Source organism: Emticicia fluvialis, assembly GCF_024793945.1.
Taxonomy (GTDB): Bacteria; Bacteroidota; Bacteroidia; order Cytophagales; family Spirosomataceae; genus Emticicia; species Emticicia fluvialis.
The window spans coordinates 1-23,724 of record NZ_JANUSD010000017.1 but is presented as its reverse complement, the minus strand read 5'-3'; the positions used below and the strand labels follow the sequence as shown (position 1 = coordinate 23,724).

The following is a 23,724-nucleotide window of genomic DNA, read 5'->3' as shown; positions in this document are numbered from 1 at the left end:
TGCTGGTATCATAATCGTTGCATTACCTGTTTTACCATCGCGTTTTTCCACTCCGTAAAATCTCCGGCCAGAATGTGTTCGCGGGCCTGGCCAACCAGCCAGAGGTAAAAAGTAAGATTATGTACGCTGGCTATTTGCGCGGCCAGAATTTCGTCACATTTCACCAGGTGGCGTAGATATGCCTTGCTGTAGAAAGTGCTTACATGTCCGCCGAGGTTTTCGTCGATGGGGCTGTAGTCGTCTTTCCACTTTTCGTTTTTGATGTTGATAATACCCTGCGTGGTAAACAGCATACCATTACGGGCATTGCGGGTGGGCATTACGCAGTCGAACATATCAATGCCCAGCGCAATGCTTTCGAGTATGTTTTCAGGCGTACCCACGCCCATCAGGTAGCGTGGTTTATCTTTGGGCAGAATGTCATTTACGTAGTCAATGGTTTCATACATTTTCTCTGCCGGTTCGCCTACGGCCAGCCCGCCTATGGCATTGCCCTCGCGGTTCTGGTTAGCAATAAATTCAGCCGACTGGATACGTAAATCTTTATACACACTGCCCTGCACAATCGGGAAAAGCGTTTGCGAGTAGCCATACAGGCCTTCGGTGGCATCAAACCTGTCGCAGCAGCGTTTCAGCCAACGATGCGTCATTTCCATCGATTTTTTGGCATAATCATAGTCGCAAGGGTAGGGTGCGCATTCATCAAAAGCCATGATGATGTCGGCGCCTATTACCCGCTGAATATCCATTACGCTTTCAGGCGTAAACAAGTGTTTAGAGCCATCAATATGCGACTGAAACTTTACGCCCTCTTCGGTTATTTTCCGTATATCTTTTAATGAAAACACCTGATACCCGCCCGAGTCAGTTAATATCGGGTGGTTCCAGCCGTTAAATTTATGCAGGCCTCCGGCACGTTGCAGAATATCCAAGCCCGGCCGCAGGTATAAATGGTAGGTGTTGCCCAGTATTATCTGCGCTTTTATATCGTTTTCAAGCTCTCTCTGATGCACCGCTTTCACGGTTCCGGCTGTACCCACCGGCATAAAAATCGGTGTCAGAATCTCGCCGTGGTCGGTTGTTATTTTTCCGGCTCTGGCTTTTGAGCCGCTGTCTGTCTTTTGTAATTCATATTTCATGCTGCAAAAATACGAAAGATTCACATTAATCGCTTATCAAATGCCTTTATCGTGTTATTGGGATTCAGATAGAAATTAACAGGTTTTTGAAATAGAATTGCCAATTGCGAGTTATATTTGTAGAGATTCTATTCAAATCCTCATGGAAAAATTATTTAAGGAGTTTCTGCATGCCGAAAACCTTTACCAAACCCGCAGGCATTTTTTTAAAACCTGCACAACTGGTTTAGGGGCTGCTGCTTTAGGCTCAATGATGAGCGGCTGTTTTTCTGGCAGTTCGTCAGGCAATGGCATAATAACAGACCCCACTCTACCTAAAACCCCGCATTTTGCACCCAAAGCCAAACAGGTTATTTATATTCACATGGCCGGAGCGCCGTCTCAACTGGAACTGTTCGACTACAAACCTGAACTGATGAAGTACGACGGCAAGGATTGTCCGCAGGAGTTTCTGGAAGGCAAAAAATTTGCTTTCATCAGGGGTGTACCTAAAATGCTGGGTTCTATCGGAAATTTTAGCCAGCATGGGCAGTCGGGGGCTTATATTTCAGACTTTATGCCGTATCTGCCAGACGTGGCCGACGAGCTGACTTTCCTGAAGGCCATGTACACCGACCAGTTTAACCATGCGCCGGCTCAATTACTGATGCACACGGGTAGCCCACGTTTGGGCAGGCCGAGCCTGGGTTCGTGGGCCATGTATGGCCTGGGTACCGAGAATCAGAATCTGCCCGGTTTTATAGTGCTGGCATCTGGCGGGCGTAGCCCCGATGCCGGAAAAAGTGTGTGGGGCAATGGATTTTTGCCCTCTATATACCAGGGTGTACAGTGCCGCACAGGCGCCGACCCGGTGTTGTATGTATCTGACCCGCACGGCATGAGCCGCGACATACGCAAGCAAACCATTGAGGCCATCAATGAAATTAACCGCCAGCAATATGAAGAAGTACAGGACCCCGAGATATTGACCCGGATATCGCAATACGAAATGGCTTTCAGAATGCAGATGTCGGTACCGGAGGTGATGGATATCAGCAAAGAACCCGAATGGATACGCAATATGTATGGGGCAGAGGTAGGCGAAGCCTCTTTTGCCAATAACTGCCTGCTGGCCCGCAGGCTGGTTGAAAACGGTGTGCGTTTTGTGCAGCTTTTCCATTGGGGATGGGATGCGCACGGCACCGACCAGCGGTTGTCATTAGACGGAGGTTTCAAGGAATTATGCCAGATAACCGACAGAGCCGTAACGGGGTTAATAAAAGACCTGAAAATGCGTGGCCTGCTAGACGAAACCCTGATTGTATGGGGCGGAGAATTTGGCAGAACCCCTATGCAGGAAAACCGCGACGGACAAACCCTGCCGTTTAAAGGCCGCGACCACCACCTGGATGCCTTTACTGTTTTTATGGCAGGCGGAGGTTTGAAAAAGGGTATGTCTTTAGGCGAAACCGACCCGCTTGGTTATTATGGGGTAAAAGACCGCACCCATGTGCATGATTTACAGGCTACTATACTGCATTTACTGGGCTTTGACCACGAAAAACTTACCTATACTTTTCAGGGGCGGCCGTTCAGGCTAACCGACGTGGCAGGTAAGGTAATAAAGCCCATATTGAGTTAATACAGCATTATTTTATCAGGTTTTATGGCTGCTGGCTACCGATACAAAATGGTCGGTAGTCTTTTTTTGTACAGTATTAAGAATCTTTTGTACTAAATAGTTAATTAAAACCGCTAAATAAGTTTTACTTTTAAGTTAAGGCCGTTTTTTGTTGCTTCGTACAGTCAAATATTTAGTTTGTTAAGAAGTAAAACAAGCTTTTGCTGTGGCCATCCCTTACGAATTTCTGAAAATGCTATACTATATATCATTACCTAATCAAAGATATTTTTTCTAGTATCAACTACAGTCAGTTGATAGCACGGCTTTTATAATTGAGTGAATGAGTATGTCCCGGCCAATATATTGCCTGACAATCGTAACCCAAAAACGCTTTTAACAGGCACCATTTAAACCAAAGTTAAAAACCGGCAGTTAAACTTATCTGACCAATAAGTGCTGCCGGTTTTTTTTGCGTATTGTTTGGTATCTCAAAACTCACACAATTCAATATAATGGCCGTCGGGGTCGGTTAAGAATAGCTGCCTGGCGCCGTCAGGGCGTAGTTTAATGGGCATATAGTCTACACCCATTGTTTGCAGGTGCTTTTCGGCTTGCTGTATGTCGGTAACCTCCAATGCGAAATGATTGCCCCTTATCCCGGTTGATGTACCTGTTTCTTCACGCCCTATGAGGTGCAGTTCGCGGTTATCACCCAGGCTGAACCATCGCACGGGGTAGTCAAAGGCAGGGGTGGGTATTTCGTGCAGGTCAAGGGCATTTGCATAAAAGTGGGCGCTGCGTTCTACGTCTGTTACCTGTAACGCAACATGGCTAAAGGTACTGATGGTCAGCTTGTTAAGCATAGGTGTTGTTGGTTATATATAACTTTTTTTAACTCAATTGGCTTTGCAAAACTAAATAAATCATCCGAATCGCCCCGGCAGTTTAGCTGTTCATTTGTTTTTTTAGTAACTTGCGGCATGGAAAAGTTCGTAGTTTCAGCTCGTAAGTACCGCCCGATTACGTTTGATGCCGTAGTGGGGCAGTCTCATATCACCACTACTCTTCAGAATGCCATCAGAACCAATCATCTGGCGCAGGCTTTTCTGTTTTGTGGGCCGCGTGGTGTGGGCAAAACTACCTGTGCGCGTATTTTAGCTAAAACTATCAACTGTCAGAATCTGCGGGAAGACATTTCGCCTTGTAACGAATGCGAATCATGCCGCAGTTTCAACAACAACGCATCTTTCAATATCCATGAATTGGATGCGGCTTCTAACAACTCGGTGGAAGACATCAGAAACCTGACCGACCAGGTGCGTTTTCCTCCGCAATCAGGTAAATACAAAGTATATATCATAGATGAGGTGCACATGCTGTCGCAGGCGGCTTTCAATGCTTTCCTGAAAACGCTGGAAGAACCCCCAGCCTATGCCATTTTTATTCTGGCAACAACCGAGAAGCATAAGATTCTGCCTACTATCCTGAGCCGCTGTCAGATTTTTGACTTCAACCGGATTCAGATAAAAGACATGGCCGACCACCTGGCCAATGTGGCCAGTAAAGAGGGTATCAATGCCGATTACCAGGCGCTTGAGTTAATTGCCCAAAAGGCCGACGGTGGTTTGCGCGATGCCCTGTCTATGTTTGACCTGAACGTAACCTTTGCCGCAGGCAATGAGCTTACCTACAGGGCTGTGCTTGACAACCTGCATATTCTGGACTATGACTATTATTTCAGAATGACAGATAGCCTGTTCAGTGGCAATATATCGGCAGCTTTACTGCTTTATAATGAGGTGCTCGAAAAGGGCTTTGACGGCCACCAGTTTGTGGTAGGTCTTAATGAGCATTTCAGAAACCTGATGGTAAGTAAAGATGCCCAGACGGTGAAACTGTTGCAGGTAGCAGAGTCTACTCAGAGAAGATATCAGGAACAGGCCGAAAAATTACCGATGGGCTACATTATGTCGAGCCTGAGTGTGGGTAGTCATCTGGATATTAACTATAAATCGGCCAAAAATCAACGCCTGCATGTTGAGATAGGGCTAATGAAGCTCTCACAGATACAACAGGTGTTGAACCTGAGTGACCTGCCCACCGGCACGGCAGACGAAAAAAAAAAGCCTAGCGTAAGCGAATCCACAGCAACACAGCCCGCGGTGCCTGCTGCCCCACCCGTAGCGGCTGAACCTGCTAAAACTGCACCTCAGCCGGTTTATACGGCACCTGCTGTACCCGAAGCCAAGCCCGTTGTAAGACAACCGGCACAGGCAGCATCGGCCAGACCGGCATTTGTGCCATCTTCGTTGAAATCAACCAATATTGATATTTCTTTGCCATCTTCTGCTGACAAGGGCAACCAGGCGAATGAACCCGCGATAAACCCTGTAAGACAGAACAAGGAGTTTACGGTAGAACAATTACGGCAGGAATTACACAGATTTGCAGATTCGCAGAATAAATCAACGCTTGAAGTTATGCTGAAACGTGATTTTGACTTACAGGGAACCATGTTAAAGCTAAGGCTCGATAACCAGGTGCAGATGGATCTGCTGACAGGTATAAAGCAGGATTTGGCTGAATACTTAAGAAAACAACTACAAAATTATACGATTCAAATTTATGCCGAGATTGTGGAATCTCAGATTGAAAGGCGCCCCTATACGGCTCAGGAAAAATTTGAATTTCTGGCCAATAAAAACCCGGCTCTTTGGGAATTAAAGGATAAACTAGGCATGGAGCTGGTTTTTTGATGTGAGATTATAATTTTGGTAGAGCTGCAATGCTTGCGGCTTATCGACGAATTAGCATTTTCTCTAATGGGGTTTGCTAGGTTAATTCTAATTGATGATTTTAATGAATAGATAGTCCCCTGGAGACGCAAGCATTGCGTCTCTACTAAACTGCAAAAAATATGAAATCAAAAAGGAAAATTAAAACCTATAAGACTGTGGAAGAAGTAGTAGAAGCCAAGAGTGAAGGAGCAAGGAAATTCTTGCAATCAGTAGATATTCCCCAAATTATTGCTTTGCATCCCACCCCTTCTAAAACCCCAAAGCCGTAAGTGCAGCGCGGGCTTTATTGTCTATTGATGTTTTGTATTCGTGGCGTTTGTAAGCCAGCGCTTTTTCGAAATATACTTTCGCCTTTTGTGGCTGATTTCTCTCCTGAAAAATATAGCCTGCCTGCAAGGCAGCACTCGCCCCGAAATGCCATTGCGAATCTTTGTTCTGGTCGGTTAGTTTTATGGCCCTCTCATAATAAGCCAGCGCCTTATCGGGTTGGGCAGTTTTATGAAAAATTCGAGCTATTCTATAGTTGAAGTCGGCCTTGTCTTTAGCCGAACCAAAGCTGGTTTCAGAAAGATTGGCGGCTTCGTGCAGCGCTTCGTCATAATATCCGGCATCAAAAGCCAGTCTGATTCTCATCAGCCGTTTATCCGGAAAAGTTTGCGTTTTGTTATAGCTTTCGTAGAATTTCTGTGCGGCCTTGTCAGACTCTGCCACCGTATTACCAACATCCGGAATACGCCTCAGATAAGCCAGGCTCTTTTTTTCATCGCCAGCCAGCCAGTTGCTTAAAAATAATTTATAATAGGTGTCTTTTAGAAAAGTTTTCCCTTTAAAATTACGTATATAGGCCATATACGCTGCGCTGGCCTGTGCATAATTTCCTTTAAATAGGTTTATTTCGGCCTTGTATAGCTCGGCAATCGGGAAGTATAAATAAGAAGCATTGTACGGATTCAGCCTCAGGATTTCAGCGGCCTGGTCGGTTTGACCTGTTTTTAAAGATATGGCTGTGGCCAGATAACAAAGGTTAAGGTTGTCTTTATGGTGGTTAACTGCCTGTAATAATTCTTCATTGGCCTGGTCGGTGTAAGGTAGTATGTACGCCTGGATAAAGAAGCGGCAAAAATCAGCCTCGCCGCCCCATATTTTGTCTTTAGATGCGGCCTCCAGTTCTTTTATACCTTGTTGAATGTTGCCTTTCAAACCCAGAAAATTGGTAACCCATTGCTGGTTTTCAGGTATTGAACCCACTAACACGTGCAAACAGCCAATAGACTTCAGATTCGGCAGAAACTCCGGAAACAGTTTTCTGTTTTCTTCCAGCAGCTTATTGGCCTGAATGATATTCCAGGCCGCTTTTATTTCATGCCCGAACCTGATTTTAAGCAATGCCCAATGAATTTTGAGTTCTGCCCTCAGAAATCGGTTATAGGGCGACCGCCTGTCGGTTTGCTCAATCAGCGCAAGTCTTTGTTCTTCTTTGCCGGTTAGTTTTTCAAAAGCAGCCGCATCCTCCGAATTAAGCAATTCTACCATATCGGCGTAGTTTTCTACATAAACCCTGAACGGGTTGGCCGGGCTTTCGGTGGCAAGCAGATTTCTTCCGCTTTGCATACGCAGTTTAAAAATTTCGGCGTAAGCTTTTTGAAGATTGGGGGTGAAGTCGGCCGTGGTGGCGTAGGCAGGGATAGCAAACACCAAAAGCCACAACAGGCCTGAAAAGAACCTGTTGATAGTTGCAAAGTGTTGGTGTCTGATGAGCATGGCTATTCTGAAAACAAAAAAGCCAAATCTTCCAGAAAATGAAAATTTGGCTTTCTCTTAATGAAAATGATATTATTTTCTGCTGATTTCGATGGCGTCAACGTCAGCCAGAATACGGCCGCAGTGTTCGCAAACGATAATCTTCTTTTTGTCTTTGATATCTGCCTGGCGTTGCGGAGGCACAATGTTGAAACAACCACCACATGCACCACGACGCACCATTACAACGGCTAAGCCATTGAGAGCATTAGAACGGATACGGTTATAGGCGTTCACTAAACGTTCTTCTACGTCAAGTGCGGCTTTGTCGCGTTGGCCAACCAGCGCTTTTTCTTCTTCCTGGCTTTCGGCAACCAAAACATCCAACTCTTTGCGTTTTACCTCAAGGTCTTTTTTACGGCCATTCATGGCTGCTTCTACATCAGCAATCTCAAGGCTTTTATTTCTGATTTTGAAGTCAGCTTCTTTGATGCGTTTGTCGGCCAGCTGAATTTCAAGTTCCTGTAACTCTAATTCTTTAGATATGGCATCATATTCGCGGTTATTGCGAACATTCATTTGTTGGTCTTTATACTTCTGAATCAGCTTTTCGGCATCTTTTTTATTCAGACGATACCCGTTGATTTCGGCTTCTAAAGCATCTACTTCTTTTTTAAACTTAGAAATACGTGTTTCAAAACCAATCACCTCATCTTCCAGATCGCGTACTTCGTCTGGTAAATCACCACGTAGCTTTTTTATTTCGTCCAGCTCTGAATCAATAGATTGAAGATTTAGAAGAGCATCTAATTTTTGTGCAACTGTTAATTCCATAATATATGAACCGCTACGGCGGACCGTCTTGAATTTAAAGCGTTGTTGTTTGCTGCGGAGACCACCCCTGCAATCATCTGATTAATAATAATATTGAACAGGATTTGTTGGTGTTTCCGACAAATGGACTGCAAAGTTAGTGAATTTTTTGCAAATATAATCTTTCAACAATTCTTTTGTAAATTGCTCGCTTTCATAATGGCCAATATCTGCAATGATGATGCGATTTTCGGCATCAAAAAACTCATGATACTTATAATCAGCAGTTATGAATATGTCGGCACCGGCTCTGATGGCGTCGCCCAACAAAAAGCTACCCGCACCGCCGCACAAGGCAACTTTGCTTATAGGTTTATTCAGCAAACCTGTATGTCTGATAACTGAAACCTGCATATTTTGTTTCAGATAGGCCAGAAAATCTGTTGGTGCCATCGGCGCAGGCAGATAACCAACTGCACCCGAGCCCACTTCCTGATGGCGGTTATCCAGCTGGGTAAGGTAGTAGGCAATCTCTTCATACACATGCCCTTTGCGCATGGCGGCCAGTATCTGGTTTTTGAGATATGCCGGAAAAATAACTTCTACCCGGTTTTCTTCAACTTCTTCCATTGGCCCGCCCGACTGCCCGATTACCGGATCAGCCGCTGCCCCGGGTTTAAATGTGCCTTTGCCTTCAACCCTGAAACTGCATTGGCTGTAGTTGCCAATTTCGCCCGCCCCGGCGGCATAAAGTGCATCCAACAGGTCTCCTGTGTGTTCTACTGGTATAAAAACCACCAGTTTCATCAGTAAGTCGGTTTTGGGCGCCAGAATTTTAACCCTTTGCAGGCTCAGTTTCTGCGCAATTTTAAAACTGACGCCATCAACCACGTTGTCAAGGTTGGTATGGGTGGCATAAATGGCGATGTCGTTCTTGATGGCTTTTATAACGGTGCGTTCTATGTAATTTTTGCCGTTCAGCCGCTTGATACCCTTAAAAACAATGGGGTGGTGCGCCACAATAAGGTTGCAACCGCGCTGAATGGCCTCTTCCACCACATCTTCGGTCGAATCGAGCGTTACCAGTATACCTGTTACATTTTCGTCAGGACTACCCACAATAAGCCCTGCGTTGTCATAAGACTCCTGATAGGGCAGGGGAGCAAGTCTTTCAATATAGTTAGTTATGTCTTTTATTCTCATCGGGTAAGTCGGTAAATTAATAAAGCCGCACGTTGTGTAAGTGCCGGAAACTCCTTCAGATTGATGGTTTCTCCGGGCGCGTGCGCTCCCTGTCCGGATGCGCCAAGGCCGTCGAGACAAGGTACATACTGCGCAATATAAGAAATATCTCCGGCACCGCGAGAACCCGGGTCTCCGGCTTTTACTTCGCCCAGACCCAAATCATGGCTCACCTGATTCAGCACTTTCAGCAAGTCAGCATTGGCCTGTGTTGGTTCCATGGCCGGAATACCGTCTGAAAACTTTATTTCTGCAGTTGTTCCGTTCAGGTTCTGGGCCACAATCTCACGCATTTTATTACGGGCTTTTTCTTTCTGTGCTTCGCTGATAAAGCGTAAATCGCCGGTTACTATTACCTTTTGGGCAATGATGTTTGTTTTGCCCACGGCCTCACCTTTGGCAGTAGCCTGGTTATAACTTACCTCGGTTCCACCTGAAATTACGCCCGGATTAAAGGTCAGGTATTTTTCGGCGCTCAGGGTTTCTCTGAAGCGGTCTAAAATACGGGCAGCTTCATAAATGGCTCCGTAACCCATACCGGCATTGAATATACCTGACGAATGACCAGTTTTACCCGTGGTAGTTAATTCCCAACCACTTGCACCCCGGCGTGCAGTGGCAGCAATGCTGAAACTCTGAGCGGTTTCGTAAGCCAGAGCAATGTCTGACTGGCGGGCACGCTCAATAAAATCTTTGCGGCTGATGCTGGTGGGTTTGCCCGAACTCTCTTCGTCGCCGGTAAAGTAAATAGTTATGCTGGTGTCGTCGAGTAAGTTCTGGGCATGCAGGGCTTTCAGAGCGGCAATAATCATTACATCGCCTCCTTTCATATCATTTACCCCCTGCCCGGTAGCAAATGTTTCGTTCAGCCGGGTAAAGGGTGTAAAAGGCATTGATTTCTCGAAAACGGTGTCTAGATGGCCAATCAGAAATAATTTTTTACCTTTTTTGCCTTTCCGGTACGCCACCAGATGACCGGCACGATTGAGGGAATCTGGCAGTGCAACCCACTCTGTGGTGAAACCCAGAGCCTCAAATTCCTGACGGAATAGCTGTCCGACCTGTTTTACACCTTCGAGGTTCAGGGTGCCACTATTGATATTCACCACTTTTTCAAGCAATTGCTCGGTTTGGGCAATGTGCGCGGTTATATGTTCTGCCACTTTTTTTTCGACCGGACTGATTTTTTGCGCCAGCCCATTAAAACCCGGTAATAGAAGCAAAAAGATTAAAGCTTTATTCATCTTAATAAAATTACAGATAGCGTTCGTTCAGGATTTTTAGATGGTGCAACTCATGCCCCGGAATCAACCAGGCCAGCGCTCTTGTAGAAGTAGGCTGGTTATTGGCCAAACCAACCCGATGCAACTCATCATTGCTGAACGATTTGAAAAGCAATATAGTAGATTTTCTCTGCGCTTTATATTGTAAGCGTAAACTTCTGAGACTTTTTTTGTTAAAGTTGGTGCCTGCCATATATTGAGCCTCATTAAAACCCGGCAGCGACTGTTTTTCGCCTCTGGCAATACACAAGGCACGGTAGGCCAGTATTCTTTCTGTATCAATCAGATGGCCGAGTATCTCAATGGGCGTCCATTTACCGGTGTCGTATCGGTAAAAGTGTTTTTCTGAAGGTAATGATTGATAGAAGTTATCCACAATTGAAATATTTTCTGACATTTGTTTCAGGGCATCGTCAGATGTAACTTGCTGAATATAACTGTGTTGATACGAAAGGGCGTTATACTCTTGCGGAGTGGGTTTAAAAATTTTCATATTTTTTTTGATTCAGGTATTGACACGCAAATATAATGTTCCTACCTTTGCAGTCCCAAACGATGAGAGAAAATAAAAATCACGAAGCGTTAAGGAGAAGAAGGTCCGGTAGTTCAGTTGGTTAGAATACCTGCCTGTCACGCAGGGGGTCGCGGGTTCGAGTCCCGTCCGGACCGCAAAAGCACTCAGAAATGAGTGCTTTTTTTGTTTTCTGCAATTTCGGGGGTAGATATAGATCAATCTTAACAGCTGGTTAGTGCCCGTAATTGTGTAATTTATTAATACTCTGTTGGACATTACCTTTCGATTCAGCCCCTAATCCCGCTTTCTGTTGACCATTTCAAAGATAATTTGAGACCCAACCCTTGTGTGATTTTCCACAATCTGGTAAGCTACTTCAGATTAAGTAAGCATTAACTGAATATATAATTTATGCTCAATTCCTGAGCCTGGTAATATCAGGTAGTATAAGTATCTCGGGAGCGCAACCAAGCATTCCCCTTGTAATTACCGCTATCATCTTTTTTAACCCAATCTATAGAGTAGAATCAATCGTTCTTCTTTTAAGAAGCAGTTTACCTGTAAGCGCACGGGTATAACATTCTGCAGGCCAGGGGGCATAACTATTACCAAGACCAAGTACGAAATCCGCCTGCTTTCTGAGTTCCAAAGTTGCTTGGTCAGTATCTGCAGGAGTTTCAAAGTTCGCGCCCCCCTGCCAACCTGCCTGGCTCGAAAAATATAAGCGTAAGTTTCACTCTCCCGGAGGTCACGAATGCTTCAATAAACAGCAGCTTTAATGAAAAAGGGATTCAAGAAAACCTACGGTTTTCCTAAAGGTATTTTTAAGCATATTACCGGACAGACACCAGTTCATTATCTGCCATTTCCTTCAAGAAAAGAAATGTTTTCTGCAAGCAATCCTCTTTTGAAATGGTATAAATGTCTACCAGTTTATCAACAATGCTTTCAGCACGTAGGGGTTGTTCGAGCAATTTCCAGACATCGGCACTTACTTCATTTAGAAGTATATAATTGCCAGTATCCAGGTTCATCATAAGGAGTTCGTTACTAAGTTCGCTTGTCAGGAACTGCTGGTCATTCCGTATGATCAGAGATTGAGGAGTGATCATTATTCCTTGAATTTTAATCTTTAAAGATAGTATAATCAAAAGATAGTATAATCACTTGCAATAAATAATTTTTTGAATTATATCTCTGGTCTTAGATAAGAATGCTTTTGCCCATAATCTTGCATATTTTCGTATAGGAAAAAGGAAAAGTAAAGCGTTTAATTTATTTGTCTCTATAATGAACGACCTTATACTTCTTTTAAGTGATAGATTCAGGGCAGATATTCGGGTCAATAAAAGTTTGCTATTGGTATCGCCAATGGCGGTAAGCGTGATCTTCGAAAAGGTAATTGGAAGGCTCATCTTCCTAGATGCTAAATTAAATGTGTCCGGATTGTTATTTATCGATCACAGCAATTTTGATTTTATGTACAGTAGCCTTTATGAGCGTTACGAGCCACTTGCATTCGAAAATAACCATAAGGAACGCCCACGACCACTTTTTGGGCGCCATAACAAAAAAGTTGCGGAAGTAACTTATGTTATCGGGCGTTCAGAAAAAAACGCTAAGCGTTGTATTCGACGCTCCCGATGAGGATTATTGGAAGAACGTACAAAATTATTGCCCCCAAAATTTATATGCCATTTTCATACAGGCTATTCAATGTCGTATAGATAAGTAAGTTTACTTTATTTTACTATTGGTTACTTACGAGAAAGTGTTTATATTTACTCATAGTATAAGGGGGTAATTGACCCAACATCAAATCTAACAGATTTTCGATTAGAACTGACAATAAATATAAACTATGAGTTTGATAACCAACAATTTAAGGCTCTCTGCTGTAAAGAAGAGCCTTATTGAGTTTCTGCCATATTCAATCGTGACACCGTTTATTTATTGTTTAATTCCAGCCTTCGCAGAAAAACAGTTCTGTTCTTGATTGGATAATTGGATGGGTCAATTCCCATTTATGGAAGTTGTTAAATAGAAAACGAATACTTACTTTAGACGAAATTAAAATTAATATGTATCGTTATTGGGGCTACGGCCTTCATATTGAATCGGAGTTGGAATTTCCCGAATTGCTTCCGCGCGAATTCGTGGATGAACCTGATTTAAAGATCAGTTATGGTGAAACTCCATCGGCTATCGCAGGTGACAAAGTGGTACATAAAAGCAATTGCTCAATATCACCTGATCAATACTTGCTTTGGCTTCCCGTGGCTCGTTATTATGTGTCGTCGGGAAAATCAATTGTGGTAAGCCCCTCCAAAGAATCTGACGAAAAGAGTGTACGACTGTTTTTGCTTAGTAATGCTATGGCCGCGATACTTCACCAACGGAATGAAATAATGCTGCATGCATCAGCTGTGTGTGTCAAAGGTGGTGTTGTTTTGTTTTGCGGACATTCTGGCGCGGGCAAGTCAACAATAGCTGCCTCACTCCAGGCAAGAAGATACCAAATCTTTTCGGATGATGTGTGTATACTAAAGTGCGAAAATGCAATTGATGAAGTAAAAGTATCACCGACATACCCAATGATGAAGCTTTGGGAAGATAGTTTTGAAAAGCTGGGTCTTAGAAAGCCAGACTCCGACATGGAAATTAGACCAGGTGTAAATAAGTATTCGAAATTTATTCACACCAATTATCAGACAGATTTAATGCCCGTGTTGAAAATTTTTCTGCTAAACCCTGCTGAAAACGGGAATGAAGAAGTTAGCATTCAATCACTGCCTCCAATGACAAGCTTTATGAGAATTCAATCACAAACCTATCGGACCGGTCAGATCAATGCAATGGGTATGGGCGGCCAGCATTTTTTAACTATTTCGGCACTTATTGCCAAGGTTCCGGTATACGAGATATCTAGAAAAAGTTCAGATAATACTGTTGCCCAGCTCGTTGAAAAGGTTATGCATTATTTACCTAGGTTGAACAGTAAATGAACTATATGCAGCAAAATTTCGAGCAGCTTATTGCTCCTGTCACAACCAAAGCTTTCTATGCCGATTTCTTTAAACGCCAACCGCTTCTTATCCAGCGAGACCAACCTGATTTTTTTAAAGAATTGCTGTCCATTAAAAGCATGGCTGATTACCTGGAGCGAAAGGATCTGATTTATCCAAGTATAAGAGTTGTGAAAGATGGCATGGAATTGCCCACAAGCTTCTATGTAAATCAAAGTAATTTTGGTAACAGGACGCTTGAGAATATTAATACCAGGAAAGTATTTGGTTTATTAGCCGATGGCTCCACCGTAGTAGGACAACAAATGAACCTTTCTTTTCCATCACTGTATGCGCTGTCTCAAAATTTGGCCCAACAGTTCCAGGCAAAGTTGAATATCAACGGTTATTTAACGCCATCAGCATCTAAGGCATTCAGGCCGCATTACGACATGCACGAAATAATTGTGATACAGGTATATGGTTCAAAAGTCTGGAAATTATATGATATGCCCGTTGCCAGCCCTAATGAGCCGTTTGATAGAGCCAAATGGACACCTACCGCCCCGAGCCATGAATTTACTTTAAAGCAGGGTGACACGCTTTACCTCCCCTGTGGATTCATTCACGAGGCGATCTCGGTTGATGAACCTTCGCTGCATCTCAGCATCGGACTTTCACTGCATGATGCCGAATTACAGAACAAGAACTTTGTGGAACCAAGGGGACGCCTCTTCGATGTATTACATCACAGGCAACTTACGCCAGACAGCCGCCTGCGGTGTAGTATGAAGCCACCTCCTACATTGACTGAACACAAAGACTTTGTGACAATAGAATTTTATGACACAAAATTAACTTTCCCATTGTCTCAAAAGGACTTATTGCTCAAACTTTTAACAACAGAGGAAATTATGATACGCGAACTGCCTGGCAAGTTTAACGATCCGGCATTAGTACAAGGCATCAGGTTGCTGATTAAGCACGGAATATTAGAAATTGTGTCAATAGCCTGAACATTTGAGCACGTTTAAGGTTAGACAGAAACGAATGACTTCAGCTTCATGTAATCTTCCCAAAGTTTGGTTTTTATAAGTGACATTACACGTTCATTGAGCACAAAACCGTTCACCATTACGTTTTGTAAGTAATGAGAAGACCGATTTGGGTCTTTTGAATAAATATTACATCCGGAACGTATAGCCGCCCATTCGTTTTCTTCAGCGCTAACATTGAAATGATCAAATAGTTGCTTAATATGTTGCACTTTGTCTTCGCTGTAGTGGATGAATAGCGCATTATGTTCCAAAGCCTGTCCGGCATTGTAAATTCCTGATAGTATGTTGACAATAAAATCTATGTAGGCCCAGGTGGCTACCTCTTTTTTGTTGATGCGAAGCATAGCCGAAACAAGTTCTGGATTTAGGAACAAATTGGACCAACCCGGTTTGGCACGGATTAACGACTCCACTACCTGGAAAGGGTCACGAAAAGCAAAAGCTATGGGAACATCCGGCCATATTTCCCGGATAAGTGGTAAGAACAGTATATTCCAACTGCTGAATTTGATGAATAATCGATCGCATTCACTTTGTGAATGCCCCAGAAGGGTGATTACCGATTGTATAAACTGCTTAACCTTGTCCTTGGGAAACTGCGTATCTGCCAAAGAATTGGAAAGTAAGTACGATTGAAATAATGTGTTTAAAATTCCGGCTTCGGATATAACAGTGGCTCCTTTAATTTGCTGCAAAGCATTTGAAAGAAGCGTGGAGCCGCAGCGTGATACATGAAAAACAAACCCAGATGGCGTAACAGCAGGGAGTAGTAAGGCTGAATTTAAAAGCGTCTCAGCAGAGGTAGTTAAGGTGTTATGACCTGCCTCTAAAATGCTGATATGATCCTCAATCACATGGTCAAAAAATGGCTTATCAAATTTTGATAAGCCAATGTCGACCCAAAATACTTCACCTTCGATAGTATTAAATGAAATGTGGTATGGAATCATACAGTGAAGAAACTAAACACCAAAATCAGGATGGTGATATATCAGTATCTTCTGCTCCACGGGTAGGGCCACTTTGAACAGCCTGTCTAGGAATAATCGTTAGTGAGGGATCTACCCACAGCTTTTTTGAATCAGGTTTTTCTGAATCAGGATTTTCTTTAGGATCTACTTGCATATTATGTATATTTATTTAGTACTAATTTTTTAATAAATTTACATAGTTTTTTTTAATTTCCAAATAATTATGCTTTCCGCCACTCGCTTAGTCGGAAGTTTCATAGATAAAATTCTTTTTTCCAGTTCATCAATACTGGTTTCTTTATAGGCATCCAGAAAAAGGTCTTTGTTAAGGTAGGGAAGGATATTATTTAGGTCAGGCAATTCGTTCAGCCAGCTTCGCATACTTTCTGCCCGCTTCATCCATTTTCGTGTCGTATTCCCTACCGGAATCGCCATTTTAAGATGATTATTAAGAATAGATGCCGGTATTTTGTAAGCCATGGCCTCTCTAAAGAGTTTTCGGCGATTTGTTGCAGTTACTTTATATTCAACCGGGACACTTAGTACGTACTCTATAAGCCTTATATCGGCCATTGGATACGCAATTTCCATTTTCATCTCTTTTGTAGATCGGATCTCTCCCTCCATTCTTTGCGATGAATAGTCATTCGTAGCTTCATTTACCTGAATTTCTCTGAAAGTGCTAGGCAATCTATAAAAATCATCCTCAATATCAGCGGCAAGTTCATCGAAATATTGGGGCAGCAACAGGTTCGTTGGGGAGTTTTTAATGTCGTTATTTCTTTTTTTTCTCACTAGCGATAAAACAAATGCCGGAAAAAGCTTCTGAAGTATTACGCGCAACAGGAGTTTTGTAGCAAAATTTACCTGCTTCATTTTCCAGGCTTCCCTGAAATAACGGATTAACTTAAACTTAGACAAATATTCCAGGTAAAAGGGATGCTTAGTCCACCAGGTAGCCATATGATCGCCCAAATAACCTGATAATATATTGCGTACCCCGTGTTTCTGACTTAACTGCTTCATATGGAGGAATCCGATATCAAGATGAGAGCAGGGGCCGTCATTCCTTTCCAAATTGACCTTGATTTCATTAATCGAATCTCTCGTATAATCTCCGTCAATATACACTTCAAGATAATCAAGGGGCGCATATTTTCTTACTTCCTCAACATAGAAAGACTCTTTGTTAGTTAATTCCGGAAACTCAAGATCGGGCGGCCTTTGGAATGATACCCCTATTGTACTTTTTCCGGCAAGATGGAGTTGTTTAGCCGCGATACAGGCAATTGATGTTGAGTCCATACCACCACTCACCTCAAAACCAACCGGAAATGCCGATCTGGTCCTGCATTTTACAGCCTGCTCAAGCAATTCGTAAAACCTTTTTGGATATTGTTCAGGGTCTTTAAATATGGTTTCTTTAGTTGTATCAAGTTCCCAGTATTTTCTGGTAGTTATTTTGCCTTTTTCCAGGCTCAGGCAATGCGATGCACATAGCCTCTGTACAAATGTATAGCAGGTTTTTTCCCGGGTGTGAAGACCAGCTAGTAAATATTTAAGGTAGAGTTCGTTGATTTCTTCGTTAATACCAATTGCGAGTAATCCTTTAATTTCAGAGGAAAAGGCGAATAAATCATCATCTTCATAATAATAAAGCGGTCGGATACCCATATGATCCCGCGCCACGAATAACTTTTCTGCTTTTTCATCCCAAATAGCAAATGCAAAATCGCCAATCAGATGGTCTACACAGTTTTCGCCATATTTTTCATAAGCTGCCAGTATGAGTGTACTATCCGGAGCAGGTTGATCCTTTGGATGCTGGGGTAGGTTAAGCTTTATTATCAGTTCTTCGCGGTTATCTATGCGACAATCTGCAGTTATAGCCAATCCTGTATCCTTGCTGTAAAGCGGAAGATGTTCATGAAGTGATTCCGGCGTGTTGTGAAGCATCAGATGTCCGAGACCAACCCGGTTACTTTGCCAGAACCCTGACGCATCGGCCGTCCAATGATCCAGCCTGGCCTGCATATTTTGTAACTTCTGTTGCTCGACGAATCTATGTTTACTTATAATGCCAAATATTGAGCTCATGGGTACATCCGGTATAGCCCAAATATACACAATTACCAGTATTAATTAAATGGTGTCCATTACCTTTTTTTTCTGCCGTCAATACTGAAATAGGGGTATCTAAAAAGTATTTTCAGGCAAATAATCTTTGGCAGTACTTGGTTTTTTGGAAAGCCCTATCCACCCAGTTAGCACCAGAATACCATCCACTAATTAGTGCGGTTGTCGGAAGCATCGCATCATTTACTAGATGTTGACCATCTTCTTGGTAAGCTGGCCATTGCAAATGTTATCTATAATAATGTATATGGCAACAGTGTCGTATTTTAGCATTGTATCTCTTGATTTGTCGTGATTTTTAAAGTACCGCCTTGCTAAGGATAACACTATTTTTATGGCTGACAACTTGAGTTAATTAATACTAACGTACAAATTTCAATAGCTAGCCAGTTTAAGGAGAGTACTCCATTTTCATGTTAACTCCTATTTGTAGGGGTTTCGTATCGTCAGATTAAGGCATAATTTAGTTCGTGAAATGCGACTAAAAGCCTAAATCCGACTATGCGAACACTTTTCTCATTCTTATTAGTATTCAATTCATGTTTTGTCTTTTCTCAGAACGTTAATCAGCTCGAGGTCACATGGTTAAATCCTAACCCTATTAAGTATAACGATGGTGTTATTTTTACTAACAATGAATCGTTGAAACTTGAGTTTCTTATAAAAACAACGCAGAAAGAGGAGGATGTCAAAAACCACCTCAGGATTCTGGTTAATGGTGTGGATACGAAAGAAGGTAAAAAAAACTTAGGTGTAAGAGAAATCAGAAAAAAGAGCGCGACTGCCTCGTTTCTCAACAGATTTATTTACCCGAGGACAAAAATTTCATTGAAATAGAGTTGTCAATACCTGGCCAAGTCAGGAAGATTAGTGAAAAACTGGAAGTTAATCTTCTTAGTGAAGAAAAACCACATCTCTACATAGTGAGTGTAGGTGTAAGTTCTGATCTGAACTATACCCAAAAAGATGCCGAGAGCATTTATAATATTTTCAACGGACAGTTTGCCAGTTTATTCCAGACCGTTAGAGGTGAGCTTCTGGTTTGTCCGGAAAACACTACGAAAGCAAAAATTGCTACTACTATTGAGAAAATCAAATTTCAGGGCTTGCGGCGAAACGACGTTTTGATTCTCTTCTTTTCTGGGTATGGAATTAATAGCCTCAATGATTCTGATGATTTTTATCTGTAAACAAGTGATGCCAATGCTTCCATAAGCCGGTATTCCCTTATTAGCTATCAGAACGATGCGATTGATAATATTAAAGACCTGGACTGCAAGCGCATTATTTTAATTGATGCCTGCCAAAGTGGTGCTGCACGCCAGAATGGGCAGAAAACCGGCGCAATCGATTACGGGAGAATACAGAGAATTATAAGCCAGACGCCTCCTTCTATTATTACACTCACAAGTAGCTCAAGCAATGAATCTTCAATAACCTAGCTCCCTCTAAAAAAAAGAATCTAAAATAACTACTTACCCTATCAACTCAAGTCCCTTCGCCGGCACAACTGGCATTGCGGCTAGTTTATTAAATTGAAAATTTCTTAGAGTAGAACCGAAGAAGGAGTACTTGAGAATAGGAGAAAAGCGCTGGAAAGAATTAAAACAAAGGCAAATTAAATTGTACGAAGTAATAATGCCTTAAATATAAAGATGCCGATAAATAACTTTTCTTTGCTTTCAATTTCCATTTTCTAGAACTTAGAATTATCAAAAAAACAGTTGTATAAAAAGAATAATTAAACCCGTAGTGCATTTGGAGAGGGATAAAAAAAGCTGTTCATATTGACATAAATGTCGTATATTTAATTGACTACCAATCGATTAAATACTATGAACAACTTCGGTGAAAGTTAGGAACAAATTTTGAATGTTTTAAGAGTTATAGCTAGTAAAAGTAATTTTTTAAATCAGATTAGAGTTCCCAAATTGTCAGATATCGAGTTAATTTCTTTAGCATTAACGGCTGCATTGACTCTGAGCATCAGCTATTTAGGATACTTCCTGATAATTTGTCAGACAAAATAGAGAGGACAGTTTATAATCGTAGAAAGAGAAGGCTTTTTGGTTTTATAGAAATACTCAGAAGTAAACTTGCTTCTATACTGGTTCCCTATGAAGAGTATTTAATAGTAGATTCCATGCCATTAGAGGTGTGCAACCTAAGCAGAAGCCCCAGGTCAGTCATTTGCAAAGAAACCTTTGAGAGCGCTCCGGATAAAGGCTACTGTGCCTCTCAAGGTTTAAGTTATTAGGCTATAAGTTGCATGCTGTTTGTAGTATTGGCGGTGTTTTTAAAAGTTTTGATTTAACCAAAGCTTCTGTGCATGACATCCATTTTTTGAAAGACATCAAAAACAATTATGAAAATTGTACTATTATTGGAGATAAAGCCTACTTAAGTGTTGATTATCAGTTAGATTTATTCAACAGTAACAATATTCGATTGCAGGTTCCAATGAAAAATAACCAGAAAGATTACAAACCTCAGTTTTTTCTTTTAAGAAAGCGCGCAAAAGAATAGAAACACTATTTTCTCAACTTTGTGACCAGTTTATGATTAGAAGAAATTACTCAAAATCGTTTCAAGGATATAAAACCAGATTGTTGACTAAAATCACTGCTTTAACAGTAATTCAGTATCTAAATCATCTTGCTAACAGAAAATTGAACAACATTAAAATTTCAATTACCTAAATGCACTACGGGTTCATTTACTCAATAATGCGATAGAGCCCTTTTTCATGGGATAGGGGAACTATTGCTTGAACAAAACGAAAAATATCATGAGTGTACTTACCAGGCAAATCTTAGAACAGTTAGATTACGTATCATCCAACAAACTGGTTGAATATATTTTCAAGAAGTATCATAAGTTTGATTACAAGGCAGTTAGCCGACTGTCACCTCCATTTGAGAAGATTGTTTTCAATGCCTATTGTGATGAAACAGATGAAATAATTGGTACGATTACGCTTACGCGCCCTAATGAGAAGAAGATATTTCCGTCTAATTTTTACTTTGGTTTCAAAACTCCTTCATACGTTGATTTGGCAACCACATTAGAAATGGGGCGACTGGTAAAGAGTGATAAACCCGAGCACAAAAACAATGATGCTTACATCTACATCTCTCTTTTGCTGGCAGTGAAGGCGTATAGTCAGTTGAAGGGTATTACAAGATGGGTGGCTTCTGTTCATAACAATCTACTGCAGAATATTCTGAACTTGGGCATTCCGGTTGAGATTATTGCTACCGAGCCTCTCCGTATGGAATCGTCAATCAGAGAAGGTATGGGTAATTACCCTAACAATGTAAACTTCATTACAGCTACTATGGCCGATTCGTTCAAAGCGCTTGAAAAATTCCAGTACCTGATTGATGATGGTAAAATCACAATAGAAATCAATAAGCCTGCTCTTTAACAGAGCGGGCTTCTCCTAAAACTTTTCTTAAATAAAAAAATGAAAAAAATTCTTACCTCTGTATTGATTGCAGGGCTGATGCTCTATTGCCCTTTGCTTGATAAACCATCTTTTATGTCGGATATAAAGTTGATTATTCCAACAATATGTAGTCTTTGGTTATTGATTGAGCAAAAAGAGTTAAATCTGAAAAATATCAGCAAGCACTCTGCTACTGATGGATATTCTACCATCCTGATTGTGTTTGTCGGAATGATAACTCAGGCAATGCCGTTGCTTGAGTGGAAAACGCAAGGACAGACATGGTTGTGCTTACCAACTACTATATGGACTTACCTGGGCTCGTTTATGCTTTTTTGTGGTTTGTATTTACGCCTCAAGGCCATGCACCAGCTAAAGAAATTTTTTACAAACGAAGTCAGGGTGGATAAGGACTGGAAACTAATCCAGACAGGGTTGTATCAGTATGTTCGGCATCCATCTTATACAGGCGCCATTATTACCATGCTTGGTACGTCTGTCTTGTTCGAATCATGGTTGAGCCTCACCGTTAGCGTGTTTCTCTTATTGGCTGTATATCTATACAGAATTAAGCTGGAAGAAAAATTACTCATAGCTCATTTCGGGGATGAATACCGCGCTTATATGAAAAGAACATGGGCACTTATACCTTACATTTTTTGAATTATTATTAAAAAAAGAACCAATACCCCTTATTAATGGGGGTTGGTTCTTTTTTGGCTATAGAGGTACTTTGTTTCAACTTATTTATTACCCAAAACTACTGTAGCTATGACCCAGATAAATCTCAATGTTAAGACAAGCATTCTGCCTAATGAGATGATGTATTTTGTAGCATGCATAAATTATACAATTATTTATTATAAAAACCGGACAGAAATAATTTGCGTGCCTTTGAAAAAGATTGAAGAAAAGCTTCAGTCTTATCCTTTTTGTCGTATTCATAAGTCATATCTGGTCAATGTAAACTATATGTCTGACAGAAAGACCAGGTATTTAATTGAAATGACAGACAATTCAATTCTTACTATTTCCAGACGGAAAACGAGTGCCTTTAAAAAATTTCTAAAAAAGAATGCAAGTGTTAAAGCGCTGACCAAAAAAAGGGTCATCAATGCTGACTATCCGGCTCCGGAATCGAAATAGCCTTACCATCGAAAGCATAATCTTATTTTTTTCTATAATTTTTTATCCTTTAAACCTTATCTGCGTCAAGATTGAAAATATGTACACACCAACTATTATAACATTTTTTTTCTGGTCGATGTTACCACTTTAGTTGGTATATGCTTAATATTCAGCGGAATAATGAGTTCATGGGGCGGCAGACAGTTAATATTTTTGGGATGCTATTATTGGTGCTTTGCTCTTTATGGGCAAAGGTTGCCTCCTAAGTAACAATTTTATTATTCAAGTTTAATTCAAGCTTGAAAAGTATTGATGAACGCGTAAAACCTGATAGCCAATCTAATTAGAGAGGTAATTCTTATCGTTTGTGTATCGGAACAAATAAATTAGCTATTGTAATTTTTGATTTAAAAACCTTTTAATACCTATAAGAATCAATCTGAAATGATGAAAATAAGAATTGCGATTGCTGATGACCATCGATTACTTGCACAATCTCTTGAAAACACACTAAACACTCACGAAGAGTTTGAAGTAGTGAGTGTTTGCCACACCTGTAAAGATACACTTTGGAATATTGAAATCCATCATCCGGATGTGTTATTGCTTGATTTAAATATGCCAATAGTGGGCAGTGTATGCTACTCCCCAATGGTTGTACCACGAAGTGGTAAAGTTAAGTTGAGAATAAATAATTTATTGTTGTAAATCTGTGTTGAAAGTGGGAAATAACTCAAAGAGTTATTCTCGTTTTCAACACTTTTTCTTTTTGGTTCTTTTTCTTTTTGTTAGTAAGCTGTGATTATGTTGATAACTAAGCTGCCTTAATCAAGTAAAGACCCTGGG

21 protein-coding genes, 1 tRNA gene and 1 pseudogene are annotated in these 23,724 nt (G+C 41.4%); 13 read left to right on the top strand and 10 right to left on the bottom strand.

What is annotated here, in order from left to right; all coding sequences use genetic code 11:
* Positions 1 to 8: 8 nt before the first annotated feature.
* Positions 9 to 1,139, bottom strand: coding sequence for a tRNA guanosine(34) transglycosylase Tgt (gene tgt, locus NZ848_RS18045; RefSeq protein ID WP_259016706.1), 1,131 nt, complete (start codon positions 1,137 to 1,139; stop codon positions 9 to 11).
* A 142-nt stretch (positions 1,140 to 1,281) separates the two neighbouring features.
* On the opposite strand from tgt, the gene NZ848_RS18040 reads away from it, so the two are divergent.
* Positions 1,282 to 2,760, top strand: coding sequence for a DUF1501 domain-containing protein (locus tag NZ848_RS18040; protein ID WP_101725659.1), 1,479 nt, complete (start codon positions 1,282 to 1,284; stop codon positions 2,758 to 2,760).
* Positions 2,761 to 3,230: 470 nt separating this feature from the next.
* On the opposite strand, the gene NZ848_RS18035 is transcribed toward NZ848_RS18040, so the two are convergent.
* Positions 3,231 to 3,605 (bottom strand): VOC family protein, encoded by a 375-nt coding sequence (locus tag NZ848_RS18035; protein WP_259016703.1) that lies wholly within the window; start codon positions 3,603 to 3,605, stop codon positions 3,231 to 3,233.
* Positions 3,606 to 3,722: 117 nt separating this feature from the next.
* Here NZ848_RS18035 and NZ848_RS18030 point away from each other — a divergent pair, with 117 nt between their 5' ends.
* Together NZ848_RS18030 and NZ848_RS18025 are read left to right on the top strand one after the other, a co-directional pair.
* Positions 3,723 to 5,498 (top strand): DNA polymerase III subunit gamma/tau, encoded by a 1,776-nt coding sequence (locus NZ848_RS18030; protein WP_259016702.1) that lies wholly within the window; start codon positions 3,723 to 3,725, stop codon positions 5,496 to 5,498.
* 161 nt (positions 5,499 to 5,659) lie between these two features.
* Entirely contained in the window at positions 5,660 to 5,809 is a 150-nt protein-coding gene (locus tag NZ848_RS18025) for a hypothetical protein (protein ID WP_259016700.1), read from the top strand.
* Here the strand turns inward: NZ848_RS18025 and NZ848_RS18020 are convergent.
* The 5 genes from NZ848_RS18020 to NZ848_RS18000 all read right to left on the bottom strand — a co-directional run bounded on the left by NZ848_RS18020 (position 5,790) and on the right by NZ848_RS18000 (position 11,111).
* Positions 5,790 to 7,301: a tetratricopeptide repeat protein gene (locus NZ848_RS18020; RefSeq protein WP_259016698.1), complete on the bottom strand. Its 1,512-nt coding sequence runs from the start codon at positions 7,299 to 7,301 to the stop codon at positions 5,790 to 5,792. The genes NZ848_RS18025 and NZ848_RS18020 overlap by 20 nt on opposite strands.
* A gap of 72 nt (positions 7,302 to 7,373) precedes the next feature.
* Positions 7,374 to 8,114: a zinc ribbon domain-containing protein gene (locus NZ848_RS18015; RefSeq protein WP_101725655.1), complete on the bottom strand. Its 741-nt coding sequence runs from the start codon at positions 8,112 to 8,114 to the stop codon at positions 7,374 to 7,376.
* An 81-nt stretch (positions 8,115 to 8,195) separates the two neighbouring features.
* A complete protein-coding gene (locus tag NZ848_RS18010; protein WP_259016697.1) occupies positions 8,196 to 9,296 on the bottom strand; it encodes a Nif3-like dinuclear metal center hexameric protein in 1,101 nt (366 codons plus the stop codon).
* Positions 9,293 to 10,579, bottom strand: coding sequence for a M20/M25/M40 family metallo-hydrolase (locus NZ848_RS18005; RefSeq protein ID WP_259016696.1), 1,287 nt, complete (start codon positions 10,577 to 10,579; stop codon positions 9,293 to 9,295). The genes NZ848_RS18010 and NZ848_RS18005 overlap by 4 nt, the downstream gene beginning before the upstream one ends.
* Positions 10,580 to 10,589: 10 nt before the next feature.
* On the bottom strand, positions 10,590 to 11,111 hold the full coding sequence (locus NZ848_RS18000; RefSeq protein ID WP_259016695.1) for a DinB family protein: 522 nt from the start codon (positions 11,109 to 11,111) through the stop codon (positions 10,590 to 10,592).
* A gap of 102 nt (positions 11,112 to 11,213) precedes the next feature.
* Here NZ848_RS18000 and NZ848_RS17995 point away from each other — a divergent pair.
* Positions 11,214 to 11,287 (top strand) — tRNA-Asp (locus tag NZ848_RS17995).
* Between the two features lie 678 nt (positions 11,288 to 11,965).
* Here the strand turns inward: NZ848_RS17995 and NZ848_RS17990 are convergent.
* On the bottom strand, positions 11,966 to 12,244 hold the full coding sequence (locus NZ848_RS17990) for a PqqD family protein (RefSeq protein WP_253526549.1): 279 nt from the start codon (positions 12,242 to 12,244) through the stop codon (positions 11,966 to 11,968).
* A 178-nt stretch (positions 12,245 to 12,422) separates the two neighbouring features.
* Here NZ848_RS17990 and NZ848_RS17985 point away from each other — a divergent pair, with 178 nt between their 5' ends.
* The 3 genes from NZ848_RS17985 to NZ848_RS17975 all read left to right on the top strand — a co-directional run bounded on the left by NZ848_RS17985 (position 12,423) and on the right by NZ848_RS17975 (position 15,153).
* The gene (locus NZ848_RS17985; protein WP_259016693.1) at positions 12,423 to 12,779 is read left to right on the top strand and encodes a hypothetical protein; all 357 of its coding nucleotides are present in this window, start codon (positions 12,423 to 12,425) and stop codon (positions 12,777 to 12,779) included.
* A 434-nt stretch (positions 12,780 to 13,213) separates the two neighbouring features.
* The gene (locus NZ848_RS17980; RefSeq protein WP_259016692.1) at positions 13,214 to 14,137 is read left to right on the top strand and encodes a hypothetical protein; all 924 of its coding nucleotides are present in this window, start codon (positions 13,214 to 13,216) and stop codon (positions 14,135 to 14,137) included.
* Positions 14,138 to 14,142: 5 nt separating this feature from the next.
* A complete protein-coding gene (locus tag NZ848_RS17975) occupies positions 14,143 to 15,153 on the top strand; it encodes a cupin domain-containing protein (protein ID WP_259016691.1) in 1,011 nt (336 codons plus the stop codon).
* A gap of 20 nt (positions 15,154 to 15,173) precedes the next feature.
* Here NZ848_RS17975 and NZ848_RS17970 read toward each other — a convergent pair whose 3' ends face one another.
* Together NZ848_RS17970 and NZ848_RS17965 are read right to left on the bottom strand one after the other, a co-directional pair.
* On the bottom strand, positions 15,174 to 16,145 hold the full coding sequence (locus NZ848_RS17970; RefSeq protein ID WP_259016690.1) for a sulfotransferase: 972 nt from the start codon (positions 16,143 to 16,145) through the stop codon (positions 15,174 to 15,176).
* Positions 16,146 to 16,358: 213 nt separating this feature from the next.
* A complete protein-coding gene (locus NZ848_RS17965) occupies positions 16,359 to 18,263 on the bottom strand; it encodes an asparagine synthase-related protein (protein WP_259016688.1) in 1,905 nt (634 codons plus the stop codon).
* An 878-nt stretch (positions 18,264 to 19,141) separates the two neighbouring features.
* On the opposite strand from NZ848_RS17965, the gene NZ848_RS17960 reads away from it, so the two are divergent.
* The 6 genes and pseudogenes from NZ848_RS17960 (at position 19,142) to NZ848_RS17935 (ending at position 23,586) form a co-directional block, all read left to right on the top strand.
* A complete protein-coding gene (locus tag NZ848_RS17960) occupies positions 19,142 to 19,492 on the top strand; it encodes a caspase family protein (protein ID WP_259016687.1) in 351 nt (116 codons plus the stop codon).
* 675 nt (positions 19,493 to 20,167) lie between these two features.
* Positions 20,168 to 21,001, top strand: a pseudogene (locus NZ848_RS17955) (IS982 family transposase).
* 89 nt (positions 21,002 to 21,090) lie between these two features.
* Positions 21,091 to 21,729: a hypothetical protein gene (locus NZ848_RS17950; RefSeq protein WP_259016686.1), complete on the top strand. Its 639-nt coding sequence runs from the start codon at positions 21,091 to 21,093 to the stop codon at positions 21,727 to 21,729.
* Positions 21,730 to 21,768: 39 nt separating this feature from the next.
* Complete coding sequence (locus NZ848_RS17945; protein ID WP_259016685.1) at positions 21,769 to 22,413, top strand: methyltransferase family protein; 645 nt, start codon at positions 21,769 to 21,771, stop codon at positions 22,411 to 22,413.
* Positions 22,414 to 22,521: 108 nt separating this feature from the next.
* Positions 22,522 to 22,896 (top strand): LytR/AlgR family response regulator transcription factor, encoded by a 375-nt coding sequence (locus NZ848_RS17940; protein ID WP_259016684.1) that lies wholly within the window; start codon positions 22,522 to 22,524, stop codon positions 22,894 to 22,896.
* 426 nt (positions 22,897 to 23,322) lie between these two features.
* Positions 23,323 to 23,586 (top strand): response regulator transcription factor, encoded by a 264-nt coding sequence (locus NZ848_RS17935; RefSeq protein WP_259016682.1) that lies wholly within the window; start codon positions 23,323 to 23,325, stop codon positions 23,584 to 23,586.
* Positions 23,587 to 23,724: the final 138 nt, after the last annotated feature.

Bases quoted from the DNA above. Each gene is read 5' to 3' on its own strand.
- NZ848_RS17965 (WP_259016688.1), bottom strand. From the start codon at position 18,263: ATGAGCTCAATATTTGGCATTATAAGTAAACATAGATTCGTCGAGCAA.
- NZ848_RS17980 (WP_259016692.1), top strand. From the start codon at position 13,214: ATGTATCGTTATTGGGGCTACGGCCTTCATATTGAATCGGAGTTGGAA.
- NZ848_RS18030 (WP_259016702.1), top strand. From the start codon at position 3,723: ATGGAAAAGTTCGTAGTTTCAGCTCGTAAGTACCGCCCGATTACGTTT.
- NZ848_RS18015 (WP_101725655.1), bottom strand. From the start codon at position 8,114: ATGGAATTAACAGTTGCACAAAAATTAGATGCTCTTCTAAATCTTCAA.
- NZ848_RS18010 (WP_259016697.1), bottom strand. From the start codon at position 9,296: ATGAGAATAAAAGACATAACTAACTATATTGAAAGACTTGCTCCCCTG.
- NZ848_RS17975 (WP_259016691.1), top strand. From the start codon at position 14,143: ATGCAGCAAAATTTCGAGCAGCTTATTGCTCCTGTCACAACCAAAGCT.
- NZ848_RS18025 (WP_259016700.1), top strand. From the start codon at position 5,660: ATGAAATCAAAAAGGAAAATTAAAACCTATAAGACTGTGGAAGAAGTA.
- NZ848_RS18000 (WP_259016695.1), bottom strand. From the start codon at position 11,111: ATGAAAATTTTTAAACCCACTCCGCAAGAGTATAACGCCCTTTCGTAT.
- NZ848_RS17970 (WP_259016690.1), bottom strand. From the start codon at position 16,145: ATGATTCCATACCACATTTCATTTAATACTATCGAAGGTGAAGTATTT.
- NZ848_RS18040 (WP_101725659.1), top strand. From the start codon at position 1,282: ATGGAAAAATTATTTAAGGAGTTTCTGCATGCCGAAAACCTTTACCAA.
- NZ848_RS17935 (WP_259016682.1), top strand. From the start codon at position 23,323: ATGATGAAAATAAGAATTGCGATTGCTGATGACCATCGATTACTTGCA.
- tgt (WP_259016706.1), bottom strand. From the start codon at position 1,139: ATGAAATATGAATTACAAAAGACAGACAGCGGCTCAAAAGCCAGAGCC.
- NZ848_RS17950 (WP_259016686.1), top strand. From the start codon at position 21,091: ATGAGTGTACTTACCAGGCAAATCTTAGAACAGTTAGATTACGTATCA.
- NZ848_RS17940 (WP_259016684.1), top strand. From the start codon at position 22,522: ATGACCCAGATAAATCTCAATGTTAAGACAAGCATTCTGCCTAATGAG.
- NZ848_RS17985 (WP_259016693.1), top strand. From the start codon at position 12,423: ATGAACGACCTTATACTTCTTTTAAGTGATAGATTCAGGGCAGATATT.
- NZ848_RS17945 (WP_259016685.1), top strand. From the start codon at position 21,769: ATGAAAAAAATTCTTACCTCTGTATTGATTGCAGGGCTGATGCTCTAT.
- NZ848_RS17990 (WP_253526549.1), bottom strand. From the start codon at position 12,244: ATGATCACTCCTCAATCTCTGATCATACGGAATGACCAGCAGTTCCTG.
- NZ848_RS18005 (WP_259016696.1), bottom strand. From the start codon at position 10,579: ATGAATAAAGCTTTAATCTTTTTGCTTCTATTACCGGGTTTTAATGGG.
- NZ848_RS18035 (WP_259016703.1), bottom strand. From the start codon at position 3,605: ATGCTTAACAAGCTGACCATCAGTACCTTTAGCCATGTTGCGTTACAG.
- NZ848_RS18020 (WP_259016698.1), bottom strand. From the start codon at position 7,301: ATGCTCATCAGACACCAACACTTTGCAACTATCAACAGGTTCTTTTCA.